This is a genomic window from Streptomyces sp. NPDC092369, from assembly GCF_044755245.1.
GTDB lineage: Bacteria > Actinomycetota > Actinomycetes > Streptomycetales > Streptomycetaceae > Streptomyces.
This window is the reverse complement of sequence record NZ_JBIVQP010000005.1, coordinates 618,428-642,534: the sequence shown is the minus strand read 5'-3', so window position 1 is coordinate 642,534 and position 24,107 is coordinate 618,428. Positions and strand designations below refer to the sequence as shown.

The window sequence follows — 24,107 nt, the reverse complement described above, 5'->3', positions numbered from 1 at the left end:
CTTCTCTCAGGCCAACGCCGCTGAGGGCGTTTTCTGGTGATATGCCGGGAAGGCCCGACAGCGCCGCCAAGGTGACACGGGGCCGAGAAGGAATTAGTACGACAAGCCGATCAAATAATTGCTTCGCTCTTCCGGGTGACTTATAGGGCTATTTGCCAGGAAAGTCCATGCCTAGCCTTTACTCTGCATTACGATTCGTTTACCGAGCGTTGATTCATCCCGCCGCTGCACGCCGTGACCCACGGCCGCGACCCGACCCCGCCACCGACGGGGACCCCTGTTCCGCGACCGCGCTGCCCCGGAGGAGACGGGAACCATGTCAGCCTGCGTACGTACTCACGCCACCGACCCCCACTCGACCCGCACCGAGCGCACCCACCGACCCCACAGCCCGCCGCCGGCCCCCTCCCGCCGCTTCCGGATCGCCGGCGCCGACGTGTCGGCCTCCATCGCCGTCTTCCTGATCGCCCTGCCGCTCTCCCTGGGCATCGCCCTCGCCACCGGCGCCCCGCTCCAGGCGGGCCTGGTCGCCGCCGCGGTCGGCGGCCTCGTCGTCGGCCGGCTCGGCGGCTGCCCGCTCCAGGTCAGCGGCCCCGCCGCCGGACTCACGGTGGTCACCGCCGACCTCATCCAGCGCTACGGCTGGCGCACGACCTGTGCCATCACGGTCCTCGCCGGTCTCGCCCAACTCGGCCTCGGCTGCCTGCGCGTGGCCCGCACCGCGCTCGCCGTCAGCCCCGCCATCGTGCACGGCATGCTCGCCGGTATCGGCGTCACCATCGCCGTCGCCCAGCTGCACATCGTCCTCGGCGGCACCCCGCAGAGCTCCGTCCTCGCCAACCTCCGCGCCCTGCCCGCCCAGTTGGCGCGGCTGCAGCCGGCCGCCGTGTCGGTGAGCGTGCTGACGCTGGCCCTGCTGCTGCTCTGGCCGCGGATCCCTGGCCGGGTCGGACACCTGCTGCGCAAGATCCCCGCCGCGCTGATCGCGGTCGCCGGCGCCACCACGGCCGCCTCCCTCATCGGCCTCAGCCTGCCCAAGGTCGACCTGCCGTCCTGGAGCAGCCACGCCCTGGCCGGACTCCCCGAGGGCCCGGTGCTCGGCATCACCGCCGCCGTGCTCACCACCACGCTGGTGTGCAGTGTGCAGTCGCTGCTCGGCGCGGTCGCCGTGGACAAGATGATGGCCACCCGGCCCGGCCTCACCGCCCGCGTCGGCCGCTCCCGCCTGGACCGCGAACTGCTCGGCCAGGGCGCCGCCAACATCGTCTCCGGCGCCCTCGGCGGACTGCCGGTCGCCGGGGTGGCCGTACGCAGCGCGGCGAATGTCAACGCGGGTGCCGTGAGCCGGAACTCCACGCTGCTGCACGGCGTTCTCGTAGTGATCGCCGCGCTGCTGATGGTCCCGATCCTTGAGCTCATCCCGCTCGCCTCACTCGCCGCCCTGGTGATGGCCGTCGGCATCCAGATGGTGTCCCTGCACCACATCCGCACGGTGACCCGCCACCGAGAAGTGCTGGTCTACGCCGTCACCACCTTCGGCGTGGTCGTCTTCGGCGTCCTGGAGGGCGTCACGCTGGGGATCGCCGTCGCCGTGGCCGTCGCCATGCAACGCCTCGCCCGCACCCGCATCACCCACGAGGAGAAGGAAGGAGTCCATCACATCCAGGTCCGCGGCCAGTTGACGTTCCTCGCCGTGCCACGCCTCAGCCGGGCCCTGCATCTCGTACCCCAAGGCGCGCACGCCGTCGTGGAGTTGGACGGCTCGTTCATGGACCACGCGGCGTACGAGTCCCTGCACGACTGGCAGAGCACGCACACCGCACAGGGCGGCACCGCCGAACTGACCGGCCGCCGTACGAGCACGCGCGTCGCCGGTGCCGGCCACACCGGGGGCGAGGCGACCCCGACCGGTGAGCGGACGGCATCCCCCGGCTGCCGCTGCCGCCCCTGGACGCCTTGGCGCAACCACCAATGCGAGCCCCTGGAGACCGCGCCGCCGAGCGGCCACCCGGGTGAGCCAAGCGGCAGCGCCTCCCTCGGCAACTCCCAGTCCGACAGCTCCGATCCAGGCGACACCAGCACCAGCCCCGCCCACAGCACCAACACCAGTACCTCCGACGTCGGCAGCGGCGTCGGCAGCGGTGGACGCCAACTCGCCCAAGGCATCAGCGCGTTCCAGCGCAACACCGCTCCGCTCGTGCGCGGTGAGCTGGCTCGGCTGGCCAGGGAAGGGCAGCGGCCCTCGCAGCTCTTTCTCACCTGTGCCGACTCCCGGCTGGTGACCTCGATGATCACCTCCAGTGGTCCGGGCGATCTGTTCGTGGTGCGCAACGTCGGCAACCTCGTCCCGCTGCCCGGCGAGGAGGGCGGCGACGACTCGGTGGCGGCCGCGATCGAGTACGCGGTGGACGTGCTGAAGGTGCGGTCCATCACGGTGTGCGGGCACTCCGGGTGCGGGGCCATGCAAGCGCTGCTCACCTCGGAGCCGGGGGGCGCGCGGACTCCGCTCAAGCGGTGGCTTCGGCACGGGCTGCCGAGTCTGGAGCGGATGGCCGACGACAACAGACCGTGGGCGCGGCTCGCCGGGCGGGCGCCCGCCGATGCCGTCGAGCAGCTCTCGCTGACCAATGTGGTCCAGCAGTTGGAGCATCTGCGGGCGCACGAGTCGGTGACGCGGGCGCTGCGGGACGGGGCGCTGGAGCTGCACGGGATGTACTTCCACGTGGGCGAGGCGCAGGCGTATCTACTGACCGAGGGGAGTCCGGAGAACGGGGAGAACAGGGAGAACCGGGACGAGGTGTTCGACCACGTGAGCGCGGCGGACCTCCCGACCCGAGACCTCGCCTGAACCCCCTTCACCCGGGGTCCGTGGCTATGGACAACCCCTGGCCGCACGAGTCCGATGACAGGTCTAAACCAATTCCAGGTCGACTCTTGTCATCGGACCCCCGGGTCTGATGAGCTGGCCCGGGACACAACGGACACCCTGGGAAAGGCAGATGCCGTGAGCAACGAAAGCCTGGCCAACCTGCTCAAAGAAGAACGCAGGTTCGCACCCCCCGCGGACCTGGCGGCGAACGCCAACGTCACGGCGGAGGCGTATGAACAGGCCAAGGCTGACCGGCTCGGCTTCTGGGCCGCGCAGGCCCGTCGGCTGACCTGGGCCAAGGAACCGACCGAGACGCTGGACTGGTCGAACCCGCCGTTCGCCAAGTGGTTCAAGGACGGCACGCTCAACGTCGCGTACAACTGCGTGGACCGCCATGTGGAGGCCGGGCTCGGCGACCGGGTCGCCATCCACTTCGAGGGCGAGCCGGGCGACAGCCGCGCCATCACCTACGCCGAGCTCAAGGACGAGGTCTCCAAGGCGGCCAACGCCCTGCTGGAGCTGGGTGTCCGCAAGGGTGACCGGGTCGCCGTCTACATGCCGATGATCCCGGAGACGGCGGTCGCGATGCTCGCGTGCGCCCGGATCGGCGCCGCCCACTCGGTGGTCTTCGGCGGCTTCTCGGCCGACGCGCTCGCGACCCGCATCCAGGACGCCGACGCCAAGGTCGTCATCACCACCGACGGCGGCTACCGGCGCGGCAAGCCGTCCGCGCTCAAGCCGGCCGTCGACGAGGCGGTCACCAAGGTCGACAACGTGGAGCACGTCCTCGTGGTCCGCCGTACCGGCCAGGAGGTCGCCTGGGACGGCGAGCGGGACGTGTGGTGGCACGAGATCGTCGAGCGCCAGTCGGCCGAGCACACGCCCGAGGCCTTCGACGCCGAGCACCCGCTCTTCATCCTGTACACGTCCGGTACGACGGGTAAGCCCAAGGGCATCCTGCACACCTCCGGCGGCTACCTCACCCAGGCCTCGTACACCCACCACGCCGTCTTCGACCTCAAGCCGGAGACCGACGTCTACTGGTGCACGGCCGACGTCGGCTGGGTGACCGGCCACTCGTACATCGTCTACGGGCCGCTGGCCAACGGCGCCACCCAGGTCATGTACGAAGGCACCCCGGACACCCCGCACCAGGGCCGCTTCTGGGAGATCGTGCAGAAGTACGGGGTGACGATCCTGTACACGGCGCCCACCGCCATTCGTACGTTCATGAAGTGGGGCGACGACATCCCCGCGAAGTTCGACCTCAGCAGCCTGCGCGTGCTGGGCTCGGTGGGCGAGCCGATCAACCCCGAGGCGTGGATCTGGTACCGCAAGCACATCGGCGGCGACAAGGCCCCGATCGTCGACACCTGGTGGCAGACCGAGACCGGCGCGATGATGATCTCCCCGCTGCCCGGCGTCACGGCGACCAAGCCCGGCTCGGCGCAGACCCCGCTGCCCGGCATCTCCGCCACGGTCGTGGACGACGAAGCCAACGAGGTGCCCAACGGCGGTGGCGGTTACCTGGTCCTGACCGAGCCGTGGCCGTCGATGCTGCGCACCATCTGGGGCGACGACCAGCGCTTCCTCGACACGTACTGGTCGCGCTTCGAGGGCAAGTACTTCGCCGGCGACGGCGCGAAGAAGGACGACGACGGCGACATCTGGCTCCTGGGCCGGGTCGACGACGTGATGCTCGTGTCCGGCCACAACATCTCCACCACGGAGGTCGAGTCGGCGCTCGTCTCGCACCCCTCCGTCGCCGAGGCGGCGGTCGTCGGGGCCGCCGACGAGACGACCGGACAGGCCATCGTCGCCTTCGTGATCCTGCGCGGCACGGCGAACGCCGAGGACGAGAGCCTCGTCAACGATCTGCGCAACCACGTCGGCAGCGTCCTCGGCCCGATCGCCAAGCCCAAGCGGGTGCTGCCGGTGGCCGAGCTGCCGAAGACCCGCTCCGGCAAGATCATGCGCCGCCTGCTGCGCGATGTGGCCGAGAACCGCCAGCTCGGCGACGTGACCACGCTGACCGACTCGACGGTCATGGACCTCATCCAGGCCAAGCTGCCGGCCGCGCCCAGCGAGGACTGAGCAGTCGTACGACCGTAAGAGGGGTGTCCGGTGCGAAGAGCGCCGGGCACCCCTCTTAGGTAAACTAAGCAAAACTGCGTGACCCTCAAGGTGTGCCGGGAAGTCTGGTCGGCGAACGGTTCAGCCCTGCCCACCACCCGGAGGCCCCCCGTGAGCGCGCCCCGCACCACCCCCGCCCGCAAGGTCCTCGGCCGTCTGTCCCTGCCCGAGCGGACCTTCGTCACGGACGCCCTGCGCGCCGAGACGGTCGGCGGTGTGCTGCTGCTCGTGGCCGCGGTCACCGCGCTGATCTGGACCAACATCCCGGCACTGCACAGCAGTTACGAGAGCGTCAGCCACTTCCACTTCGGCCCCTCCGCCCTCGGCCTGAACCTGTCCGTCGCGCACTGGGCGGCCGACGGCCTCCTCGCGGTCTTCTTCTTCGTCGCCGGCATCGAGCTCAAGCGCGAACTGGTCGCCGGTGACCTGCGCGACCCCAAGGCGGCCGCCCTCCCGGTCGTGGCGGCCCTGTGCGGCATGGCCGTACCGGCACTCGTCTACACGCTCACCAACCTCACCGGCGACGGCTCCCTGGCCGGCTGGGCGGTGCCCACCGCCACCGACATCGCCTTCGCGCTCGCCGTGCTCGCGGTCATCGGCACCTCGCTGCCGAGCGCCCTGCGTGCCTTCCTGCTCACGCTCGCCGTCGTCGACGACCTCTTCGCGATCCTGATCATCGCGATCTTCTTCACCAGCGACATCGACCTCGCCGCGCTCGGCGGCGCCGTCGTGGGCCTCGCCGTCTTCTGGCTGCTGCTGCGCGGGGGCGTACGCGGCTGGTACGTGTACGTCCCGCTCGCGCTCGTCATCTGGGCGCTGATGTACAACAGTGGCGTCCACGCCACCATCGCCGGTGTCGCCATGGGCCTGATGCTGCGCTGCCACCGCCACGAGGGCGAGGCGCGGGCGCCCGGCGAGCGCGTCGAGCACCTCGTGCGCCCCCTGTCGGCGGGCCTCGCCGTCCCGCTGTTCGCGCTCTTCAGCGCCGGCGTCACCGTGTCGGGCGGCGCGCTGGGCGATGTGTTCACCAGGCCCGAGACGCTGGGCGTGGTCCTCGGCCTGGTCGTCGGCAAGGCCGTCGGCATCTTCGGCGGTACGTGGCTGACGGCCCGTTTCACCAGGGCCTCGCTCAGCGAGGAACTCGCCTGGGCCGACGTGTTCGCGGTGGCGACGCTGGCCGGCATCGGCTTCACCGTGTCGCTGCTCATCGGTGAACTGGCTTTCGACGGCGATGCCGTACTGACGGACGAAGTCAAGGCCGCCGTACTGACCGCCTCGCTGATCGCGGCCGTCCTCGCGACCGTGTTGCTGAAGGTCCGCAACGCCAAGTACCGCAGGATGTGCGAGGACGAGGAGCGCGACGAGGACCGCGACGGGATCCCGGACATCTACGAGCAGGACGACCCGGCGTACCACCTGCGGATGGCCGAGATCTTCGACCGCAAGGCCGCCGAGCACCGCCGGATCGCCGCGCTCAAGGAGGCCGAGGCGCGCGGGGAAGCCGAGGCCCGGTAGACAGGGCGCACGACGCGGGCTTGCCGAAGTGGTGGGCGGGGCAGGCGTCGAGGACCACCGTCCGGCATGATCTGACGGGACGGTACAAAAGACTTACGAGGGAGACGGCGATGAGCGCACCCGACGGCAGCCCGGTCGGCGCCGAACGCAGCATCGGTCAGTTGTTCGCCTCGGCGACGACCGAGATGTCCGCGCTGGTGCATGACGAGATCGCGCTGGCCAAGGCGCAGCTCAAGCGGGACGTGATCCGCGGGGCGATGAGCGGCGGCGCGTTCACCGTGGCCGCCGGCGTACTGGTGTTCTCCCTGCCGATGCTCAACTTCGCGCTGGCGTACGGCATCCGCACCTGGAGCGACTGGAACCTGGCGATCTGCTTCCTGCTGTCCTTCGCGGCGAACGTGCTGGTCGCGGTCGTCCTCGTGCTGGTCGGCGTGTTCTTCGCGAAGAAGGCCGCCAAGGGCAAGGGCCCGCAGAAGGTGGCCGCGTCGGTGAAGGAGACGGCGGGCGTGCTGCAGAACGCGAAGCCGCACACGCGTCCGGAAATCCCGGCTCTGGAGGACCGTGCGCCCGCGGCCCTCGAGGCTGTGGCACGCTCGTCCTCATGACGGACCCCGCCACACCTTCGGCGCAACCCACGTCGGTCGTCCGAGTCGACGGCCCCTGGACGCACCGGGACGTCGCCGCCAACGGCGCGCGCTTCCACATCGCGGAGATCGGCGACGGGCCGCTGGTCATGATGGTGCACGGCTTCCCCCAGTTCTGGTGGACCTGGCGGCACCAGATGACGGCCCTCGCCGACGCCGGCTTCCGCGCCGTCGCCATGGACCTGCGGGGCGTCGGCGGCAGCGACCGCACCCCGCGGGGCTACGACCCCGCCAACCTCGCCCTCGACATCACCGGTGTGATCCGCTCCCTCGGCGAGCCGGACGCCGCGCTCGTCGGCCACGACCTGGGCGGCTACCTCGCGTGGACGGCGGCCGTGATGCGGCCCAAGCTGGTGCGGCGGCTCGCGGTCTCCTCGATGCCTCATCCCCGGCGCTGGCGCTCGGCGATGCTCTCCGACGTCAAGCAGACGCGCGCCGGTTCGTACATCTGGGGGTTCCAGCGCCCCTGGTTGCCGGAGCGGCAGCTGACCGCCGACGACAGCGCGCTGGTCGGCGAGCTGATCCGGGAGTGGTCCGGCCCGAACGCACCGGACGACAAGGCCGTGGACACCTACCGCCGCGCGATGAGCATCCCCTCGACGGCGCACTGCGCGATCGAGCCGTACCGGTGGATGGTCCGCTCGATCGCCCGCCCGGACGGCATCCAGTTCAACCGGCGTATGAAGCGCCCGCTGCGCGTGCCGACCCTCCACCTCCACGGCTCGCTGGACCCCGTGATGCGCACCCGCAGCGCGGCCGGCTCCGGCGAGTACGTCGAAGCGCCCTACCGCTGGCGGCTGTTCGACGGCCTCGGGCACTTCCCGCACGAGGAGGATCCGGTCGCTTTCAGTACAGAACTGGTCAACTGGCTGAAGGACCCCGAACCCGATCGGTGACCGCTCCGATGCGCCCGGTATCCGGAACGGAACACCTGTCCTACGAACAGCCACTTGCCCGGCGCATAGGCCGATTGGGGGCCCCTGGGGCGGTTATCGACCATGGGGCAGGGGCAGACGTCGGGGTATGGGCTGGACGCACGACTACAGTGACACAGCACGCAGTCGCCGCTCGGTGGGCGGCCTGAGTCCCCACCAGCGAGGCAGCGCCCCGCAGCTGGCGGGCACGGATCTCCGCGTGGGCATTCCGCGCATCCTGCGTCGCCGGGCCCGCTGGGTCTCGGTGCGCCTGCGCCATCCCCGAGGCTGAGCGCCTTCTTTTTCGAGCCCCTCCCAGGGCTTCGAAGATCTTTACCGGTACGGCGGTCTACAGCGCGCAGCTGTCGCTGTCCACCTGCTGGTTGGCGGTGCGCCCCTTGACGATGTCCTCCTGGATCTCGTCCGCGGTGAGGGCGTATCCGGTGTCGGCGTCGTCGAGCGACTTGGCGAACACCACGCCGTACACCTTGCCTTCCGGCGTGAGCAGCGGGCCGCCGGAGTTGCCCTGACGGACGGTCGTGAACAGCGAGTAGACGTCACGGCGGACGGTGCCGCGGTGGTAGATGTCCGCGCCGCTGGCCGGCAGCCGCCCACGCACGCGTGCGGCCCGGACGTCGTACGACCCGTTCTCCGGGAAGCCCGCGACGATCGCGCCGTCGCCGCTTTTCGCGTCCGTGGCCGTGAACTTCAGCACGGGCGCCTTCAGATCGGGTACGTCGAGCACGGCGATGTCGCGCTTCCAGTCGTACAGGACGACCGTCGCGTCGTACTTCCTGCCCTCGCCGCCGATCTGGACGGTGGGCTCGTCCACGCCCCCGACCACGTGCGCGTTGGTCATCACGCGGCGGTCGCCGAAGACGAAGCCGGAGCCCTCCAGGACCTTGCCGCAGCTCTGGGCGGTGCCCATGACCTTGACGATGGAGCGCTTGGCGCCGGCGGCGACCTGGCTGCTCGCGAGCGCGGGGTCGGGCGGCTGGACCTCCTTGATCGGCTCGTTCGAGAACGGGCTGAAGACCTGCGGGAAGCCGTTCTGCGCGAGGACCGAGGTGAAGTCCTTGAACCAGGTGTCGGCCTGGGTGGGCAGCACCTCGGACACTCCGAGGAGCACCTTGGAGCTGCGGACCTCCTTGCCGACCGTCGGCATCGTGGTCTGCGCGAGGGCGGAGCCGATCAGCCAGGCGACCAGGAGCATCGCCAGGACGTTGACGAGGGCGCCGCCGGTCGCGTCCAGGGCGCGGGCCGGGGACCAGGTGATGTACCGGCGCAGCTTGTTGCCCAGGTGGGTGGTCAGGGCCTGGCCCACGGAGGCGCAGACGATGACGACGACGACCGCGACGACGGCGGCGGTCGTGCTCACCTCCGAGTTGTCGGTCAGCGCGTCCCACACGACGGGCAGCACATACACCGCCACGAGACCGCCGCCCAGGAAGCCGATCACCGACAGGATGCCGACGACGAAGCCCTGGCGATAACCGACGATCGCGAACCACACGGCGGCGACCAGCAACAGGATGTCCAGCACGTTCACGGCAGACACCCTGTCATGACCTCCAGTCGAGGGGGACCTGCTTGTCCTGGTCCCAGGGGCGCTCCCAGCCGGCGTAGTGGAACAGTCGGTCGATGATTCCGGCCGTGAAGCCCCACACCAGGGCCGATTCGACCAGGAATGCCGGACCTCGGTGACCTTGGGGGTGCACGGCCGTCGCGCGGTTGGCCGGGTCCGTGAGATCCGCCACGGGGACCGTGAAGACCCGCGCCGTCTCGTTCGGATCGACCACTCCGACCGGGGTCGGCACGCGCCACCAGCCCAGCACGGGGGTCACAACGAAGCCGCTGACCGGGATGTAGAGCCGGGGCAGCACGCCGAAGAGCTGGACGCCGGAGGGGTCGAGCCCGGTCTCCTCCTCGGCCTCGCGCAGGGCGGCCCGCAGCGGCCCGTCGGTCCCCGGGTCGCCGTCCTCGGGGTCGAGGGCGCCGCCCGGGAAGGACGGCTGCCCGGCGTGCGAGCGCAGCGAGCTCGCCCGCTCCATGAGCAGCAGCTCGGGACCGCGCTCACCTTCGCCGAACAGGACGAGGACCGCCGACTGCCGGCCGCCCCCGTCCTCGGGCGGCAGGAAGCGGCTGAGCTGCGGCGGCTGCACCGTCTCCACCGCCCGCACCACCGGCTCCAGCCAGTCGGGCAGGCCTTCCTTGCTGAGCGTCACCGCACCGCCCCGCGTATTGCTCGCACGCGTCATCGCCACCCCCGAAGTCCTGCTGGTTCCAACGCCCGCCGCCCCGTTGATCGTTCCTGTCGGCGACCCTGAGATCGCCCCCGAGAACACCCCTGAGACGGAGTCCGGGTCCCCGGCGCGCAGTGCGCCGCCGCCAGAGAACCCGGTGAACCCGGCGAGCGGTCCGTCATCCGGCCGCCCCCAGCGGCGGCGCCGCCTTGCCGCCCGCGTCCAGGTAGGCCTGCGGCGGGTTGAGGCGCTGGCCCGGGAAGCCGCCCTTCTCGTACTTGAGGAGCTTCTTCGCCTTCTCCGGGTCCGTCTCGCCCTCGCCGTACGCCGGGCAGAGCGGGGCGATGGGGCAGGCGCCGCAGGCGGGCTTGCGGGCGTGGCAGATGCGGCGGCCGTGCCAGATCACGTGGTGCGAGAGGTCCGTCCAGTCGCCCTTGGGGAAGAGCGCTCCCACGGCGGCCTCGATCTTGTCCGGGTCGGTCTGGTCGGTCCACTGCCAGCGCCGCACCAGCCGCTGGAAGTGGGTGTCCACGGTGATGCCGGGCCGCCCGAAAGCGTTCCCCAGCACCACGAAGGCGGTCTTGCGGCCGACGCCGGGCAGCTTGACGAGGTCTTCGAGGCGGCCGGGGACCTCGCCGCCGAACTGCTCCACGAGCCCCTTGGACAGCCCTATGACCGACTTCGTCTTGGCCCGGAAGAAACCGGTCGGGCGGAGGATCTCCTCGACCTCCTCGGGATTGGCGGCGGCCAGGTCCTCCGGGGTGGGGTACTTGGCGAACAGCGCGGGCGTCGTCTGGTTCACCCTGAGGTCGGTGGTCTGGGCCGACAGGACCGTGGCCACCACCAGTTGGAAGGGGTTCTCGAAGTCCAGCTCGGGGTGGGCGTACGGATAGACCTCGGCGAGCTCGCGGTCGATGCGGCGGGCACGGCGGACGAGGGCGGTGTGCGACTCGGCGCTGGGCGGCTTGGCGACGGCGGCCGTCTTCTTCGCGGGCGCGGCCTTCTTCGCGGGCGCCGCCTTCTTCGCGGGTACGGCGGTCTTCGCGGCCGCGGCCTTCTTGCCGACCGCGGCCTTCTTCACGGCCGCAGTCCTATTCACGGCCGCAGTCTTCTTAACGGCCGCGGCCTTCTTCACAGCCGCCGTCTTCTTCACGGCCGTCGCCGCCTCGGTGGCCGTCGTCTTCTTCGCCGGAGTCGCCTTCTTCACCGCAGCCTTCTTTGTCACTTTTGCCGGTTTCTTTCCGCCACCAGAGTCCTGTTCGCCCACAGCGGAATCACGACGTACAGCCACCCGCTCAGCCCCCTTGGCCTGTGCTCTCACCGGCGATTTGGACACCCGGCCAGCCTAGAGCCCGACACTGACATCCGCCCCGGACCCAGGAGATCAGCCCCCAATTGGACCCCTGCCGCTTACCTCGGGACACCAGTGCGGCATCCTTGTGACAGATCACACTGTTTGGACCGTCCGGCAAGATGGGGAGCACGGTCCCCTGGTACCAAGGGGAAGATCCCCTGAGCAGGTCGACAAGGAGAGAACTCGTGGACGACGTTCTGCGGCGGAACCCGCTTTTCGCGGCGCTCGACGACGAGCAGGCCACGGAGCTTCGCGCCTCCATGAGCGAGGTGACCCTCGCGCGCGGAGACTCGCTCTTCCACGAAGGCGACCCCGGAGACCGGCTGTACGTGGTCACCGAGGGCAAGGTCAAGCTGCACCGCACCTCCCCCGACGGCCGCGAGAACATGCTCGCCGTCGTCGGCCCCGGCGAGTTGATCGGCGAGCTGTCGCTGTTCGACCCGGGCCCGCGCACCGCGACCGCCACCGCGCTCACCGAGGTCAAGCTGCTCGGCCTGGGCCACGGCGACCTCCAGCCCTGGCTGAGCGCCCGACCCGAGGTGGCCGGCGCCCTGCTGCGCGCCGTCGCCCGCCGGCTGCGCAAGACGAACGACGCGATGTCGGACCTCGTCTTCTCCGACGTCCCCGGCCGCGTAGCCCGCGCCCTTCTGGACCTCTCCCGCCGCTTCGGCGTGCAGTCCGAAGAGGGCATCCACGTCGTCCACGACCTCACGCAGGAGGAGCTGGCCCAGCTGGTCGGCGCCTCCCGCGAGACCGTGAACAAGGCGCTCGCCGACTTCGCCCAGCGCGGGTGGCTCCGCCTGGAGGCGCGTGCGGTGATCCTGCTGGACGTCGAGCGGCTGGCCAAGCGGTCGCGCTGACGCTGGTCTTGGCGGTACGACTTCGGGGCCCTTCTTAAGAGGTGGGCCCCGTTTTCGTGTGCGCAGAGCGCCTGAGTGCGCAAGGCGCCTAGATGAGGCCGTGCTCCCGCAGATAGTCCAGCTGCGCCCGTACCGACAGCTCCGCCGCCGGCCAGAGTGAACGGTCCACATCCGCGTACACATGGGCGACGATCTCGGACGACGTGCCGTAACCGTTCTCGACGGCCGTCTCGACCTGGGCGAGGCGGTGGGCGCGGTGGGCGAGGTAGAACTCGACGACTCCCTGGGCGTCGTCCAGGACGGGACCGTGGCCCGGGAGCACCGTGTGGACGCCGTCGTCGACCGTGAGGGATCTGAGGCGGCGCAGGGAGTCCAGGTAGTCGCCGAGGCGGCCGTCGGGGTGGGCCACGACCGTCGTACCGCGTCCCAGGACCGTGTCTCCCGTCAGGACCGCCTGATCGGCCGGGAGATGGAAGCACAGCGAGTCCGAGGTGTGGCCGGGGGTCGGGACGACCAGCAGCTCCAGGCCGCCGACCCGGACGAGGTCCCCGGCGCCCAGCCCCTCGTCACCCAGTCGCAGCGCCGGGTCCAGCGCTCGCACCTTCGTGCCGGTCAGCTCGGCGAAGCGGACGGCTCCCTCGGCGTGGTCAGGGTGACCGTGGGTCAGCAGGGTGAGCGCGATCCGCTTGCCGGCCTTCTCGGCGGTGTCGACGACATTGCGCAGGTGCCCGTCGTCCAGGGGGCCCGGGTCGACGACGACGGCCAGTTCCGAGTCGGGCTCGGCGAGGATCCAGGTGTTGGTGCCGTCGAGGGTCATCGCCGAGGCGTTGGGCGCCAGGACGTTGACCGCGCGGGCGGTGGCGGGACCCGAGAGGACCCCGCCCCTGGGCTGACCGGGAAGGGCTGCTGCATCCGTCATGCCGTGGCTCCACCGGTCGCGAGGTCGTTCGGACGGTCGGTCGGGATGTGCTTGGTGAACTCGTCGTGGCCCGGCCAGGACAGCACGATCTCGCCGTCCGCCAACCGGGCGCGGGCGAGGACCGGGGTGAGGTCACGGTCGGGGGCCGCGGCGAGGGCCTGAGCCGCCGTGGCGTACGGCAGCAGCTGGCGCAGGGTCGCGATCGTGGGCGGCATCATCAGCAACTCGCCCTTGTCGTAGGCGACCGCCGCCTCCTCGGGCCGGATCCACACCGTGCGGTCGGCCTCCGTGGAGGCGTTGCGGGTGCGCTGGCCGTGCGGGAGGGCGGCGACGAAGAACCAGGTGTCGTAGCGGCGGGTCTCGAACTCCGGGGTGATCCAGCGGGTCCAGGCGCCCAGCAGGTCGGACCGCAGGACCAGGCCGCGCCGGTCCAGGAACTCGGCGAAGGACAGCTCGCGGTCCACCAGGGCCGCCCGGTCCGTCTCCCACTGAGGGCCGGTCGTGTCGCCGACCACGGAGTCGGGGGTCTCACCGGCGAGCAGGACGCCCGCCTCCTCGTACGTCTCCCGGACGGCCGCGCAGACGATCGCCTGGGCCTCCGTCTCGTCGACGCCGAACCGCTTCGCCCACCACGCGCGCGTGGGGCCCGCCCAGCGGATGTGGTGCTCGTCGTCGCGGGGGTCGACACCGCCGCCCGGATACGCGTACGCGCCTCCGGCGAAGGCCATGGAGGCGCGTCTGCGCAGCATGTGGACGGCGGGGCCGCCGTCGGTGTCCTTGAGGAGCATGACGGTGGCCGCGCGCTTCGGGGTGACCGGGGTGAGTGTGCCGTCCGCCAGCGCGCGGATGCGGTCCGGCCAGTCCTGGGGGAACCACTGCCCATTCGCCATGGGCGGAGGCTATCCCCTGGTGCGCGAATGTTCGAGAGGTGCCCGAGGTCAGAGCGGGTTACCGGTCCAGCTCGACCTGGATCTCGACCTCCACCGGAGCGTCCAGCGGCAGCACCGCCACGCCGACGGCGCTGCGCGCGTGCACGCCCTTGTCGCCGAGGGCGGCGGCGAGCAGCTCGCTGGCGCCGTTGATGACGGCAGGCTGGCCGGTGAAGTCGGGCGCCGAGGCGACGAAGCCCACGACCTTCACCACGCGCGCGATGCGGTCCAGGTCACCGGCCACGGACTTGACGGCGGCCAGCGCGTTCAGCGCGCAGATGCGGGCCAGGTCCTTGGCCTCCTCCGGCGTGACCTCGGCGCCGACCTTGCCGGTGACGGGCAGCTTGCCCTCCACCATCGGGAGCTGGCCCGCGGTGTAGACGTAGACGCCCGACAGCACGGCGGGCTGGTAGGCGGCCAGCGGCGGGACGACCTCCGGCAGGGTCAGGCCGAGTTCGGCCAGCTTCGCCTCGACGGCGCTCATGCCTTCTCCCGCTTCAGGTAGGCCACCAGCTGTTCGGGGTTGTTGGGCCCGGGCACGACCTGGACGAGCTCCCAGCCGTCCTCGCCCCAGGTGTCCAGGATCTGCTTCGTGGCGTGGACGAGCAGCGGCACGGTTGCGTATTCCCACTTGGTCATGTGGCCGACTTTAGCGGCTGGTCCGGACGCCTCAGGGGGCGACTGTCGTCACGTTGTCCACAGGCTGCCGCGTAGCTTGCGCACAGACTGGTTAGGCTCGAAGACGTGAGCAGGCTCCAGGTCGTCAGCGGCAAGGGCGGGACCGGCAAGACGACGGTCGCCGCCGCACTCGCGCTGGCCCTCGCGACCGAGGGGAAGCGGACGCTTCTCGTCGAGGTCGAGGGCCGCCAGGGCATCGCGCAGCTCTTCGAGACGGACGCGCTGCCCTATGAGGAGCGGAAGATCGCCGTCGCTCCGGGGGGCGGGGAGGTGTTCGCCCTCGCCATCGACCCCGAGCTGGCCCTTCTGGACTACCTCCAGATGTTCTACAAACTCGGGGGCGCCGGACGGGCCCTGAAGAAGCTCGGCGCGATCGACTTCGCCACCACCATCGCGCCCGGCCTCAGGGACGTCCTGCTGACCGGCAAGGCGTGCGAGGCGGTGCGCCGCAAGGACAAGAGCGGCCGCTTCGCGTACGACTACGTCGTCATGGACGCGCCCCCCACCGGCCGCATCACCCGCTTCCTGAACGTGAACGACGAGGTCGCGGGCCTCGCGAAGATCGGCCCGATACACAATCAGGCCCAGGCCGTGATGCGGGTGCTGAAGTCCAAGGAGACGGCCGTGCACCTGGTCACGCTCCTGGAGGAGATGCCCGTCCAGGAGACCGCCGACGGAATCGCCGAACTGCGAGCGGCGCGGCTGCCGGTGGGCCGGATCATGGTGAACATGGTGCGGCCCGAGGTGTTGGACGCCGCGGACCTGGAACTCGTGGGCAGCACACCGCGTACGGCCCTCGCGAAGTCCCTGTCCGCCGCGGGCCTGGGCGGGGCGCGGCGCGGCGGGAACGCGGAGAAGCTGGTGGACCCGCTGCTCGCTGAGGCGAGGGAGTACGCCGAGCGGTACGCGCTGGAAGGCGAACAGCGCGCTGTCCTGGCCGAGTTGGGCCTGCCGCTGCACGAACTGCCGCTGCTCGCCGAGGGCATGGACCTCGGCGGCCTGTACGGACTGGCCAGGGAGCTGCGCCGGCAGGGCCTGTCATGAGCCGGGGCACGAGTGGGCACCCGGACCGGGACAGGAGTCGGTACGTGAACCGGAGCACGAGTCGAACGCGGCGCAACCAGCGGAAGCAGGAGATGTCATGAGCCCGGAGGCGGCCAAGACCGACGCCCAGGAGAACGCGCGCCACCGCCTCTCCCCCGCGCGCGTGCTCGACGTCGACCCGCTGCTCGACGACCCGAAGACGCGGATCATGGTGTGCTGCGGCTCGGGCGGGGTCGGCAAGACCACCACCGCGGCGGCACTGGGGCTGCGGGCCGCCGAGCGCGGGCGCAAGGTGGTCGTCCTGACCATCGACCCGGCCCGCAGGCTCGCCCAGTCCATGGGCATCGACTCGCTGGACAACATCCCGCGCCGGGTGAAGGGCATCGAGGACTCCGGCAACGGCGGCGAACTGCACGCGATGATGCTCGACATGAAGCGCACCTTCGACGAGATCGTCGAGGCGCACGCGGATCCCGAGCGGGCCGCCGCGATCCTGTCGAACCCCTTCTACCAGTCGCTGTCGGCTGGCTTCGCGGGCACGCAGGAGTACATGGCGATGGAGAAGCTCGGGCAGCTGCGGGCGAAGGAGGAGTGGGACCTGATCGTCGTCGACACCCCGCCCTCCCGCTCGGCGCTCGACTTCCTGGACGCCCCCAAGCGGCTCGGCTCCTTCCTCGACGGCAAGCTGATCCGGCTGCTGCTCGCGCCCGCCAAGGTGGGCGGACGCGCGGGGATGAAGTTCCTGAACGTCGGGATGTCGATGATGACCGGCGCCCTGGGCAAGCTGCTCGGCGGTCAACTGCTCAAGGACGTGCAGACGTTCGTGGCCGCGATGGACTCGATGTTCGGCGGCTTCCGCACGCGCGCGGACGCCACGTACAAGCTGCTGCAGGCGCCCGGGACGGCGTTCCTGGTGGTCGCGGCGCCCGAGCGGGACGCGCTGCGCGAGGCCGCGTACTTCGTGGAGCGGCTGGCGGCCGAGGACATGCCGCTGGCCGGACTGGTGCTCAACCGGGTCCACGGCAGCGGCGCCGACCGGCTGTCGGCCGAGCGCGCGCTCGCCGCCGCGGAAAATCTTGTGGAGCCCCGCATTGTCGATCAGCACGGCGGGAAAGCTGCTCTTCGTAACTCTCCCGACACGTACGGCAGTTCAGAATCTCCCGCATCCACGGCCCACGACACCGCCGACGACGCGACCGGCGGGTTCACCACGTCCGAGCCCGGCTCCCCCGGTCCGGATCAGGAGGACCAGAGCGTCGACCGGCTCACCGCGGGCCTGTTGAGGCTGCACGCCGACCGTATGCACGTGCTCTCCCGCGAGCAGCGCACGCGTGACCGCTTCACGGCTCGCCACCCCGAGGTGGCGGTGACCGAAGTGGCCGCGCTGCCCGGTGACGTACACGACCTCGTGGGTCTGCGGGACATCGGTGACCGGCTCGCGGCCAACCGGCCGGAGCTGCCCGAGGCCGACGCCGACTGAGCCGACGGCGACGGCTGTTGAGGCGTGGTGCTGTCGGTGCGAGGTGCCGAGGGGTCGCCTCAGCTCACCGCCGCGTAGTTCTCGTAGATCTCGTCGTCGTCGAGCGGCAGGATGCCCACCCCGCGCTCGTACTCGACACGAGCCGTCTCCAGCAGCCTGCGCCACGAGGTGACGGTCGGCCGCCGGCGCAGCAGTGCGCGGCGTTCCCGCTCCGTCATGCCTCCCCACACGCCGAACTCGACGCGGTTGTCGAGCGCATCGGCCAGGCACTCGGTGCGTACCGGACATCCGGTGCACACCGCCTTGGCCCGGTTCTGCGCTGCTCCCTGCACGAACAGTTCATCCGGATCGGTAGTGCGGCAGGCGGCCTGCGCACTCCAGTCGGTTACCCAGCCCATACCGGCGCCGTCCTCTCCCGAATCGAGGCTCCCCCACGGCGGTAGCGGCATATTCACCGCTGCCAGTTGAGGACGTTACGGAAGGTGGGCACAGCGCAACACCCCCTTCGGGCCCAATCTTGAATGGCCCGAACGGACTATGCGTAAGCGGCAGATCACCCGGGGGAGTGAGCTGGTGACATACGTGACTTTCCCGGAAAACCGGGACAGTTCAGCCGAGTCACAACGGGCACCTGGTGACACACAAGGCGGATTCGGACACGCCCCCACCAGAAAGTCGGGGAACCTCCGGAACGATTCGGGGTCGCCGGACGTATTGATACGTGGACCTACTGCTGTGACAGTTGTGAGCAGCTTAGGCCAAGGCATATACGTGTGTCCGGCGAATGAGAACGTAGGCTGCCCCCATGCCAAAGAAGCGTTCGGGCGGTGGTCTGTCCCCAACACAACAGGCCGCCAAGTTCCTAGGTGTCAGCGTCCTCGCGGGAGCCGTCCTGGCGGGCATCGCGCTGCCCGCCTTCGGCGCGCTCGGGCTCGCGGCGAAGGGTTCGGTGGAGAGCTTCGACGAGCTCCCGGCCAATCTGAAGACCCCGCCGCTGAGCCAGCGCACGACGATCCTCGACGCCAAGGGCGGCCAGATCGCGGCCGTCTACTCCCGCAACCGCACCGTGGTCGAGCTCAAGAGCGTCTCGCCGTACATGCAGAAGGCGATCGTCGCGATCGAGGACTCGCGCTTCTACCAGCACGGCGCCGTCGACCTGAAGGGCGTGCTGCGCGCGCTCAACAAGAACGTGCAGAGCAGCGGGGTCGCCGAGGGCGCCTCCACGCTCACCCAGCAGTACGTGAAGAACGTCTTCGTGGAGGAGGCCGGCGACGACCCGACGAAGGTCGCGCAGGCCACCCAGCAGACCCTCGGCCGCAAGATCAAGGAGCTGAAGTACGCGATCCAGGTCGAGGAGGAGCTGGGCAAGAAGAAGATCCTCGAGAACTACCTGAACATCACGTTCTTCGGCGAGCAGGCCTACGGCGTCGAGGCCGCCGCCCAGCGCTACTTCTCCAAGCACGCCAAGGACCTGAACCTCCAGGAGTCGGCGCTGCTCGCGGGCATCGTGCAGTCGCCCACCCGCTACGACCCGGTCAACGACGAGGCGGAGGCCACCAAGCGCCGCAACACTGTGCTGGCGCGCATGGCCGAGGTCGGCGACGTCTCCAAGGCGGAGGCCGACAAGGCCATGGAGGCGCCGCTGGGCCTGAAGGTCAGCAAGCCCAAGAACGGCTGCATCACGGCCGTGAAGGGCGCCGGCTTCTTCTGCGACTACGTGCGCGAGGTCTTCCTGAACGACCCGGTCTTCGGCAAGACCAGCGCGGCCCGCGCGAAGATCTGGAACCAGGGCGGTCTGACGATCCGCACGACGATGGACCCGCAGTCGCAGGAAGCGGCCCAGGCGTCCATCAAGGAGCACGTCTACCAGAGCGACGAGGTGGCCACCGCGGCCACCATCGTCCAGCCCGGCACCGGCAAGATCCTGGCGATGGGCCAGTCACGGCCGTACGGCATCGACACCAAGGACCACCAGACCACGATCAACCTCTCGGTGAACCAGGACATGGGCGGTGGCGCCGGCTACCAGCCCGGTTCGACGTTCAAGCCGATCGTGGCCGCCGCCGCCCTGGAGGGCGGCACCCCGGCGAACCAGCAGTACTCGTCGCCGTATGAGATGAACTACCCGAGCCCGGTCTCGGCCTGTGACGGCAAGACCTGGAGGACCGACCCGAACAGCCCGGCCAAGCTGACCAACGAGGACGAGTCGGAGCACGGCCCGTACTCGATGAAGGTGGCGACCGCGAAGTCGGTCAACACCTACTACGTCCAGCTGATCAGCGACATCGGCATCTGCCCGGTCATCGACATGGCCAAGAAGATGGGCGTGCAGCGGGCCAACGGCGGCAAGATCGACCAGGCGCCGTCCATCGCGCTCGGCACCCAGGAGATGTCCCCGCTGACGATGGCGAACGCGTACGCGACCTTCGCCGCGCGCGGCATGTACTGCACGCCGGTCGCCATCGAGTCGATCACGCAGACCGTCGGCAACCAGAAGAAGTCGCTCCAGGTGCCCAAGTCGACCTGCTCGCGGGCGATGTCGGAGACCACCGCGGACACCGTCAGCACGCTCCTGAAGGGTGTGGTCGAGGACGGTACGGGTTCCGAGGCGGGCCTCGGCAGCCGGCCGAGCGCCGGTAAGACCGGTACCACGGACAACCGCTACGCGGCCTGGTTCGTCGGCTACACCCCGAACATGGCGGCCGCGGTCTGGGTCGGCGACCCGGCCCACAAGCGCAGGATGATCAACATCACCATCGGCGGCGTCGATCGCGGCAAGGTGTACGGCGGTCAGGTGCCCGGTCCGATCTGGCGCGACATGATGAACGGCGCGCTGGAGGGCAAGCCGGTGGAGAACCTCAGCCTCGGCTACATCCCGCCGGACCCGCCCAAGAACAAGGGCGACGGGAACGGCAACGACGACGGTGACAACGGCGACGACCGGGGCAACGACAACGGCGGCACGGACGGGGGCACGACCCCGACGCCGAGCTTCTCCCTCCCGGAAGGCTTCATCCAGGGCAACGAGAACGGCGGGAACGGCAACGGCGGTAACAACGGTGGAAACGGCAACGGCGGGAATTTCCCGTAAGAGCTGAGCCCCCGGACACTGACCAACGGCTCCACGAGGCGCCTTCCTTTCGAGGGGGGGCGCCTCGTTCGCGCCAAGGGCGACGGAGACTTCCGCTCCGGACGGGACGGCCGGAAGATTCGGGCAGGACGGGACGGCCGGAAGGTCCGGGCAGCACGGCCTGACGCCTGAACGGCCATGCCAGGTGGGCGACATGACAGGTGAGCGACCAGGCAGGACCGCACCGTGGGCGAAGGCCCTCGGTGCGGTCCTGCTCGCCCTGGTGGTGACGCTCGTGGTCTCCTGGGTCGTCGCCGGCGCCCGGGAGTCCGCACGCGAGCACACGGCGTTCGAGAACACCCGCGACGACGCCCGCCGCTTCGCCGACGCCCTCATCGCCCGGGGCGGCCCGCTCTCCCGCCAGGACGTCGAGAACACCTTGGATCAGGCCACCGGCAAGGGGCGGGGCGACGGCCTGCTGTACAAGGTGAGTTCCGTGGACGGACGGACGCGTGCCGTCGTGCAGTTCGCCCGTGTCTACCAGCGCTCGGTGCACCTCTTCGGACCGGCCGAGGCCACGGCCGACCGCTGCTTCACCGTCGACCTGCCCCCGTCGGCGGCCACCCGGGACAACGTCCGCATCCTCGCCCACGGTGCGGACGAATCCTGTACGCAGGTGGCGGCGGGCGTCGGCTGAGTGGAGCGGCGGTGGCGGCGCCGGTCGGGGCGCCGCCGCCACTCTCGTACGAAGATGCGGGGCCGCTCTCGTACGAAGAAGCGCTCAGCCGCTGCCGGAGGAAGCCGGCGGAAGAAGCACCCAGCCCGCGGCCGCAGGGCCAGGGAGGAGGGCTGAACCGCCGCCGGACGAGCAGGTACTCAGCCCGCCAGCAGCTTCTTGACCACCGCGGCGACCCGGCCGCCCTCGGCCAGGCCGGCCACCTTCGGGTTCACGATCTTCATGACGGCGCCCATGGCACGCGGTCCCTCGGCGCCGGCCGCCTTCGCCTCCTGGACGGCCTGGGCGACGATCTGCTCCAGCTCCTCGTCGCCGAGCTGCTTGGGCAGGTACTCGGCGAGCACCACGCCCTCCGCCTTCTCCCGCTCGGCGCTCTCGGCCCGACCGCCCTGCGCGAAGGCGTCGGCCGCCTCACGGCGCTTCTTCGCCTCCTTGGCGATCACCTTCTGCACCTCGTCGTCGGAGAGCTCGCGCTTCGTCTTGCCCGCGACCTCCTCCTTGGTGATCGCGGCGAGCGTCAGCCGGAGGGTCGAGGAGCGCAGCTCGTCTCGCTCCCTGACGGCGGCGGTGAGGTCTTCCTGCAGCTTCGACTTGAGCGACGTGGTCATGTGGTCGATTGTCGCAGGTGCGGGGAGGCTGTCGCCTGTCGATTTGGAGGGGCGGTGCGGTGCACGGACCCAAAGGGCAGGAGGGGCTTCGGACTTGAGCGGGATCGCCGGAGTCGGCGAGTCACGGGACGAGGGACCGTGGGCACGAGGTGTCCGCGCGGTCTGACACGATGGCGGTATGCGCGCACGTTACGGAGTACCCCTGGGAATCGTGGCGGCCGGTGCCGCCGGTGTCGCCTACGCGGCGGGCTTCGAGGCCCGCTCCTACCGACTGCGACGGGTGACGGTCCCCGTCCTGCCGGCCGGGATGCGCCCGCTGCGGGTACTGCAGGTCTCCGACATCCACATGGTCGGCGGCCAGCGCAAGAAGCAGAACTGGCTGCGCTCGCTGGCGGGCCTGCGCCCCGACTTCGTCATCAACACGGGCGACAACCTGTCCGACCCGGAGGGCATCCCCGAGGTCCTGGACGCGCTGGGCCCGCTGATGGAGTTCCCGGGCGCGTACGTCTTCGGCTCCAACGACTACTACGGCCCCAAACCCCGCAACCCCGCCCGGTACTTGCTGGAGAAGGTCAACGGCAAGCACGGTCTCAACGGCAACCCACCGGTCGTCGGCGTGATCCACAACCCGTGGGAGGACCTGCGGGACGGTTTCGACGCGGCGGGCTGGCAGAACCTCACCAACACCCGCGGGCTGCTGAAGGTCGAGGGCGTGTCCGTCGAGCTGACCGGCCTGGACGACCCGCACATCAAGCGCGACCGCTACACCGAGGTGACCGGCGGCCCGTCCGGGACGGCGGACTTCTCGATGGGCGTCGTCCACGCGCCGTATCTGCGCGTACTGGACTCCTTCACCGCCGACGGCTACCCCCTGATCCTCGCCGGCCACACCCACGGCGGCCAGATCTGCGTCCCCTTCTACGGCGCCCTCGTCACCAACTGCGACCTGGACGCGGACCGGGTGAAGGGCCTGTCGACGCACCGCGCGGAGGGACGCACGTCCTACCTGCACGTGTCCGCGGGCTGCGGGCAGAACCGCTACACGCCGGTACGGTTCGCGTGCCCGCCGGAGGTGACGTTGCTGACGTTGGTGGGGCGGGACGAGGGGCGGGGGCGGAAATAAGGGGCGGATACAAGGAGCGGAGATAAGGAGCGGGGCAAAAGAGGGCTGAGGCAGGGACGACGGGTCGCTTACGTCGATGACCGCGACCTGAGCTGCGACCGCGGTGCGGACCGGGGTAACCCACACAGCCCGCCCGTATCGCCCGTTTCGTCCCTCCTGCTTAGCGTGAGGGCATGACCGCCCCGATACCCAGGGACATCCCGAACCTCCCCGCGATCCCGGGTGTACCCGCGCTGCTCCCGTCCCCCGTCCCCGCCACAGCGGTGGTGACTCCTGTACGCCGCCCCCTCACCGCCGTCTACCGACTCCTGGTCGCGCTGGTCGCGGCGGGGGCGGTGACCGTGGACCTGCTGCTCGGCAGCCCGGTCCGCGTCCTGAGCCACTTCGCGATCCAGAGCAACATCCTTCTCGCCCTGGTCCTTGTCCTCTCGGCCCGCCGAGCGTGGTCCGCCCGCCGCCCCCTCCCCTCGGCACTGACCGGCGCGACCCTCCTCTACGTCGCCGTCACCGGCCTCGTGTACCACCTGCTCCTGGTGGACGCGGCGACCCCGTTCTCGGTGACGAGCGGCTCCCTGACCGGCTGGCAGACGATCACCAACCACGTCCTGCACACGGTGACGCCGGCAGCCGCGGCCCTGGACTGGCTGCTGCTGACCTCCCCCGGCCGCCTCCACCTCCGGCAAGCGGCGGCGTGGCTGCTGTACCCCCTGGCATACCTGGCCTTCTCACTCGGCCGCGGCGAGCTGATCGTCCCGGGCACGCGGGGGCGCTACCTCTACCCGTTCCTGGACGTCGACCTCCACGGCTACAAGAGCGTCCTGGGCAACGCCCTCCTCCTCGGCCTCGCCTTCTACGCCCTCGCGATCCTGCTGGTCGCCCTGGACCACATCCGCCCGAACCTCATCCGCCACCGCCCCAAAACCGGATTTCGTCTCGGGCCACCCGTGGGCTAAAGTAGCGATGTCGCCGCGACGAGCAGTACAGCAGC

21 protein-coding genes and 1 pseudogene are annotated in these 24,107 nt (G+C 70.3%); 13 read left to right on the top strand and 9 right to left on the bottom strand.

The features are described from left to right. Positions 1 to 316: 316 nt before the first annotated feature. The 6 genes and pseudogenes from ACIQI8_RS31225 to ACIQI8_RS31200 all read left to right on the top strand — a co-directional run bounded on the left by ACIQI8_RS31225 (position 317) and on the right by ACIQI8_RS31200 (position 8,367). The gene (locus tag ACIQI8_RS31225) at positions 317 to 2,848 is read left to right on the top strand and encodes a bifunctional SulP family inorganic anion transporter/carbonic anhydrase (protein WP_402357517.1); all 2,532 of its coding nucleotides are present in this window, start codon (positions 317 to 319) and stop codon (positions 2,846 to 2,848) included. 156 nt (positions 2,849 to 3,004) lie between these two features. After that, positions 3,005 to 4,963, top strand: a complete 1,959-nt coding sequence (gene acs, locus ACIQI8_RS31220) for an acetate--CoA ligase (RefSeq protein WP_402357514.1) — start codon at positions 3,005 to 3,007, stop codon at positions 4,961 to 4,963. 150 nt (positions 4,964 to 5,113) lie between these two features. Further along, positions 5,114 to 6,587 (top strand): annotated as a pseudogene (gene nhaA, locus ACIQI8_RS31215) (Na+/H+ antiporter NhaA). A 40-nt stretch (positions 6,588 to 6,627) separates the two neighbouring features. After that, positions 6,628 to 7,122, top strand: coding sequence for a phage holin family protein (locus ACIQI8_RS31210; protein WP_402357511.1), 495 nt, complete (start codon positions 6,628 to 6,630; stop codon positions 7,120 to 7,122). After that, complete coding sequence (locus ACIQI8_RS31205) at positions 7,119 to 8,057, top strand: alpha/beta fold hydrolase (RefSeq protein ID WP_402357508.1); 939 nt, start codon at positions 7,119 to 7,121, stop codon at positions 8,055 to 8,057. The genes ACIQI8_RS31210 and ACIQI8_RS31205 overlap by 4 nt, the downstream gene beginning before the upstream one ends. A gap of 127 nt (positions 8,058 to 8,184) precedes the next feature. After that, positions 8,185 to 8,367, top strand: a complete 183-nt coding sequence (locus tag ACIQI8_RS31200; protein WP_402357505.1) for a hypothetical protein — start codon at positions 8,185 to 8,187, stop codon at positions 8,365 to 8,367. 57 nt (positions 8,368 to 8,424) lie between these two features. Here ACIQI8_RS31200 and ACIQI8_RS31195 read toward each other — a convergent pair whose 3' ends face one another. From ACIQI8_RS31195 to nth, 3 genes are all read right to left on the bottom strand, one after another. Then, positions 8,425 to 9,624, bottom strand: a complete 1,200-nt coding sequence (locus tag ACIQI8_RS31195; protein WP_402357502.1) for a MarP family serine protease — start codon at positions 9,622 to 9,624, stop codon at positions 8,425 to 8,427. A 13-nt stretch (positions 9,625 to 9,637) separates the two neighbouring features. Next, positions 9,638 to 10,333, bottom strand: coding sequence for an NUDIX hydrolase (locus ACIQI8_RS31190; RefSeq protein ID WP_402357970.1), 696 nt, complete (start codon positions 10,331 to 10,333; stop codon positions 9,638 to 9,640). Positions 10,334 to 10,496: 163 nt separating this feature from the next. Continuing rightward, positions 10,497 to 11,525 carry an endonuclease III gene (gene nth, locus ACIQI8_RS31185; protein ID WP_402357967.1) on the bottom strand — a complete coding sequence of 343 codons (1,029 nt, stop codon included), beginning with the start codon at positions 11,523 to 11,525 and terminating at the stop codon, positions 10,497 to 10,499. Between the two features lie 332 nt (positions 11,526 to 11,857). On the opposite strand from nth, the gene ACIQI8_RS31180 reads away from it, so the two are divergent. Further along, positions 11,858 to 12,532, top strand: a complete 675-nt coding sequence (locus ACIQI8_RS31180; RefSeq protein WP_123998683.1) for a Crp/Fnr family transcriptional regulator — start codon at positions 11,858 to 11,860, stop codon at positions 12,530 to 12,532. Between the two features lie 88 nt (positions 12,533 to 12,620). Here ACIQI8_RS31180 and ACIQI8_RS31175 read toward each other — a convergent pair whose 3' ends face one another. Genes ACIQI8_RS31175 through ACIQI8_RS31160 form a run of 4 tightly spaced genes read right to left on the bottom strand, consistent with a single transcriptional unit; the run spans position 12,621 to position 15,019 of the window. Further along, complete coding sequence (locus ACIQI8_RS31175) at positions 12,621 to 13,451, bottom strand: MBL fold metallo-hydrolase (protein WP_402357499.1); 831 nt, start codon at positions 13,449 to 13,451, stop codon at positions 12,621 to 12,623. Then, the gene (locus ACIQI8_RS31170) at positions 13,448 to 14,341 is read right to left on the bottom strand and encodes an NUDIX hydrolase (protein ID WP_402357496.1); all 894 of its coding nucleotides are present in this window, start codon (positions 14,339 to 14,341) and stop codon (positions 13,448 to 13,450) included. Before ACIQI8_RS31170 ends, ACIQI8_RS31175 begins: the two co-directional genes overlap by 4 nt. A gap of 58 nt (positions 14,342 to 14,399) precedes the next feature. Further along, positions 14,400 to 14,864, bottom strand: coding sequence for a RidA family protein (locus ACIQI8_RS31165; RefSeq protein ID WP_402357493.1), 465 nt, complete (start codon positions 14,862 to 14,864; stop codon positions 14,400 to 14,402). Then, a complete protein-coding gene (locus tag ACIQI8_RS31160; protein ID WP_003967454.1) occupies positions 14,861 to 15,019 on the bottom strand; it encodes a DUF4177 domain-containing protein in 159 nt (52 codons plus the stop codon). Before ACIQI8_RS31160 ends, ACIQI8_RS31165 begins: the two co-directional genes overlap by 4 nt. Positions 15,020 to 15,124: 105 nt before the next feature. Between ACIQI8_RS31160 and ACIQI8_RS31155 the strand changes: the two genes are divergently transcribed. Both ACIQI8_RS31155 and ACIQI8_RS31150 read left to right on the top strand, forming a co-directional pair. Beyond that, positions 15,125 to 16,102 carry an ArsA family ATPase gene (locus tag ACIQI8_RS31155; RefSeq protein ID WP_402357489.1) on the top strand — a complete coding sequence of 326 codons (978 nt, stop codon included), beginning with the start codon at positions 15,125 to 15,127 and terminating at the stop codon, positions 16,100 to 16,102. 97 nt (positions 16,103 to 16,199) lie between these two features. Next, entirely contained in the window at positions 16,200 to 17,582 is a 1,383-nt protein-coding gene (locus ACIQI8_RS31150; protein WP_402357486.1) for an ArsA family ATPase, read from the top strand. 59 nt (positions 17,583 to 17,641) lie between these two features. Here the strand turns inward: ACIQI8_RS31150 and wblA are convergent, their stop codons facing one another. After that, complete coding sequence (wblA, locus tag ACIQI8_RS31145; RefSeq protein ID WP_401719065.1) at positions 17,642 to 17,980, bottom strand: transcriptional regulator WblA; 339 nt, start codon at positions 17,978 to 17,980, stop codon at positions 17,642 to 17,644. Positions 17,981 to 18,387: 407 nt separating this feature from the next. Between wblA and ACIQI8_RS31140 the strand changes: the two genes are divergently transcribed. After that, on the top strand, positions 18,388 to 20,673 hold the full coding sequence (locus ACIQI8_RS31140) for a transglycosylase domain-containing protein (RefSeq protein WP_402357482.1): 2,286 nt from the start codon (positions 18,388 to 18,390) through the stop codon (positions 20,671 to 20,673). A gap of 193 nt (positions 20,674 to 20,866) precedes the next feature. Further along, the gene (locus ACIQI8_RS31135) at positions 20,867 to 21,349 is read left to right on the top strand and encodes a hypothetical protein (RefSeq protein WP_402357479.1); all 483 of its coding nucleotides are present in this window, start codon (positions 20,867 to 20,869) and stop codon (positions 21,347 to 21,349) included. Positions 21,350 to 21,528: 179 nt separating this feature from the next. Here ACIQI8_RS31135 and ACIQI8_RS31130 read toward each other — a convergent pair whose 3' ends face one another. Further along, positions 21,529 to 21,996 (bottom strand): GatB/YqeY domain-containing protein, encoded by a 468-nt coding sequence (locus ACIQI8_RS31130; RefSeq protein ID WP_402357476.1) that lies wholly within the window; start codon positions 21,994 to 21,996, stop codon positions 21,529 to 21,531. A 178-nt stretch (positions 21,997 to 22,174) separates the two neighbouring features. Between ACIQI8_RS31130 and ACIQI8_RS31125 the strand changes: the two genes are divergently transcribed. After that, the gene (locus ACIQI8_RS31125) at positions 22,175 to 23,119 is read left to right on the top strand and encodes a metallophosphoesterase (RefSeq protein ID WP_402357473.1); all 945 of its coding nucleotides are present in this window, start codon (positions 22,175 to 22,177) and stop codon (positions 23,117 to 23,119) included. Between the two features lie 173 nt (positions 23,120 to 23,292). Further along, positions 23,293 to 24,072 (top strand): Pr6Pr family membrane protein, encoded by a 780-nt coding sequence (locus tag ACIQI8_RS31120; protein WP_402357470.1) that lies wholly within the window; start codon positions 23,293 to 23,295, stop codon positions 24,070 to 24,072. Positions 24,073 to 24,107: the final 35 nt, after the last annotated feature.

Coding starts and splice junctions, on each gene's coding strand:
- ACIQI8_RS31225 (WP_402357517.1), top strand. CDS start 317: ATGTCAGCCTGCGTACGTACTCACGCCACCGACCCCCACTCGACCCGC.
- ACIQI8_RS31210 (WP_402357511.1), top strand. CDS start 6,628: ATGAGCGCACCCGACGGCAGCCCGGTCGGCGCCGAACGCAGCATCGGT.
- ACIQI8_RS31205 (WP_402357508.1), top strand. CDS start 7,119: ATGACGGACCCCGCCACACCTTCGGCGCAACCCACGTCGGTCGTCCGA.
- ACIQI8_RS31200 (WP_402357505.1), top strand. CDS start 8,185: ATGGGCTGGACGCACGACTACAGTGACACAGCACGCAGTCGCCGCTCG.
- ACIQI8_RS31190 (WP_402357970.1), bottom strand. CDS start 10,333: ATGACGCGTGCGAGCAATACGCGGGGCGGTGCGGTGACGCTCAGCAAG.
- ACIQI8_RS31175 (WP_402357499.1), bottom strand. CDS start 13,451: ATGACGGATGCAGCAGCCCTTCCCGGTCAGCCCAGGGGCGGGGTCCTC.
- ACIQI8_RS31170 (WP_402357496.1), bottom strand. CDS start 14,341: ATGGCGAATGGGCAGTGGTTCCCCCAGGACTGGCCGGACCGCATCCGC.
- ACIQI8_RS31165 (WP_402357493.1), bottom strand. CDS start 14,864: ATGAGCGCCGTCGAGGCGAAGCTGGCCGAACTCGGCCTGACCCTGCCG.
- ACIQI8_RS31160 (WP_003967454.1), bottom strand. CDS start 15,019: ATGACCAAGTGGGAATACGCAACCGTGCCGCTGCTCGTCCACGCCACG.
- ACIQI8_RS31150 (WP_402357486.1), top strand. CDS start 16,200: ATGAGCCCGGAGGCGGCCAAGACCGACGCCCAGGAGAACGCGCGCCAC.
- wblA (WP_401719065.1), bottom strand. CDS start 17,980: ATGGGCTGGGTAACCGACTGGAGTGCGCAGGCCGCCTGCCGCACTACC.
- ACIQI8_RS31140 (WP_402357482.1), top strand. CDS start 18,388: ATGCCAAAGAAGCGTTCGGGCGGTGGTCTGTCCCCAACACAACAGGCC.
- ACIQI8_RS31135 (WP_402357479.1), top strand. CDS start 20,867: ATGACAGGTGAGCGACCAGGCAGGACCGCACCGTGGGCGAAGGCCCTC.
- ACIQI8_RS31130 (WP_402357476.1), bottom strand. CDS start 21,996: ATGACCACGTCGCTCAAGTCGAAGCTGCAGGAAGACCTCACCGCCGCC.
- ACIQI8_RS31125 (WP_402357473.1), top strand. CDS start 22,175: ATGCGCGCACGTTACGGAGTACCCCTGGGAATCGTGGCGGCCGGTGCC.
- ACIQI8_RS31120 (WP_402357470.1), top strand. CDS start 23,293: ATGACCGCCCCGATACCCAGGGACATCCCGAACCTCCCCGCGATCCCG.